This window comes from Pararobbsia alpina (genome assembly GCF_902859895.1).
Classification (GTDB): domain Bacteria; phylum Pseudomonadota; class Gammaproteobacteria; order Burkholderiales; family Burkholderiaceae; genus Pararobbsia; species Pararobbsia alpina.
Genome location: NZ_CADIKM010000173.1, coordinates 1 through 1,022 on the forward strand (window position 1 = coordinate 1; position 1,022 = coordinate 1,022).

At 60.4% G+C, this 1,022-nt stretch carries 3 protein-coding genes; 1 reads left to right on the top strand and 2 read right to left on the bottom strand.

Going from position 1 to position 1,022, the window contains the following annotated elements:
• Together HV670_RS31785 and HV670_RS30115 are read right to left on the bottom strand one after the other, a co-directional pair.
• The coding region (locus tag HV670_RS31785; RefSeq protein ID WP_343054534.1) for a recombinase family protein at window positions 1–251 on the bottom strand (251 nt) is incomplete at its 3' end.
• Between the two features lie 141 nt (window positions 252–392).
• Window positions 393–596 carry a hypothetical protein gene (locus HV670_RS30115; RefSeq protein ID WP_175108558.1) on the bottom strand — a complete coding sequence of 68 codons (204 nt, stop codon included), beginning with the start codon at window positions 594–596 and terminating at the stop codon, window positions 393–395.
• Between the two features lie 49 nt (window positions 597–645).
• Here HV670_RS30115 and HV670_RS30120 point away from each other — a divergent pair, with 49 nt between their 5' ends.
• A complete protein-coding gene (locus HV670_RS30120; protein ID WP_175108557.1) occupies window positions 646–981 on the top strand; it encodes a hypothetical protein in 336 nt (111 codons plus the stop codon).
• The last annotated feature ends 41 nt before the right edge of the window (window positions 982–1,022 follow it).

Here is a 1,022-nt window from a genome sequence, read left to right on the forward strand (position 1 = left end):
CCTAGCAGCAAGCGGTCGTTTGCCCGGCACGGATCGTACACACCGTCGAGGTCGATGACGCGCGCTTCGACAAGACCACAGAGCTCCAGAAGATGATGCCAGTCGCGCCCGTTCCGAGCGAGACGTGAGGCGTCCGCGCACAGTACCGCTCCGACCACGCCGGCACACAGCAACGCGACCAGACGCTCGAAGCCCGGTCGAGCCACCATACCGCTCGCCGAGCGCCCGAGATCGTCGTCGATGACTTCAATGTCACGGAATCCGCGTCGCTTGGCTTCCTGTCAAGGTCGTACTGCCGGCGCTTGCTCTCAACGTTCATCTGGACTTGTGTTTGCGTCGATTGCCGGACATAAACCACGGCCTTACGCTTCAGTAGTAGCGCAGGCAAACGTTCATCGTTCGTCATCGTCACGCTCCTTTTTTAGCGCGACGCCGGCGGCCTGCGCAAGCAGGTTCGCCAGGTGTCTGATGACGGTCGAGCGTTGTGCCGTGCTCATCCCCTGAAGCTCGACCGAATCGAATGTCATGTTCATCTGACGCGGTATCGACTGCAACGACTGCGGGCCTGCCGGAACGACGTTTGGTAGCTTGTCCATTGCGCTTCTCCCGGACGATGGTGGAATCGTCCGGTGAGTTTCCGCGCAAATGGATATTGATAAGAAGTTGGTAGAGATTGCTCAGGGCCGTTACGCTGACCCTTGGCTCGCCGAGACTCATAGCAGAGCACGCGGCGGCATCAAGCATCCACTCGGCAATAACCTTGACCGCACCGTCACCAGCGTCGATATGGACGACCCGACCGCCGCCGCGCTGCTCGACGTCTCGAACCTTGACGCGGTGCCGAAACAGCGGATGCCACCGATATTGGACTTCGATTTCCTGCCCGATATGGGCAGAATGAACGGGCAATGGCCCTCGGCAGAAAAAATTGGCTGTTCAGCGGCTCGCTGCGAGCGGGCAAACGCGCGGCCGCGATCATGAGCCTGGTGCAGTCCGCGAAGCTCAATGGCCACGATCCCTAC

Bases quoted from the DNA above. Each gene is read 5' to 3' on its own strand.
- HV670_RS30115 (WP_175108558.1), bottom strand. From the start codon at position 596: ATGGACAAGCTACCAAACGTCGTTCCGGCAGGCCCGCAGTCGTTGCAG.
- HV670_RS30120 (WP_175108557.1), top strand. From the start codon at position 646: ATGGATATTGATAAGAAGTTGGTAGAGATTGCTCAGGGCCGTTACGCT.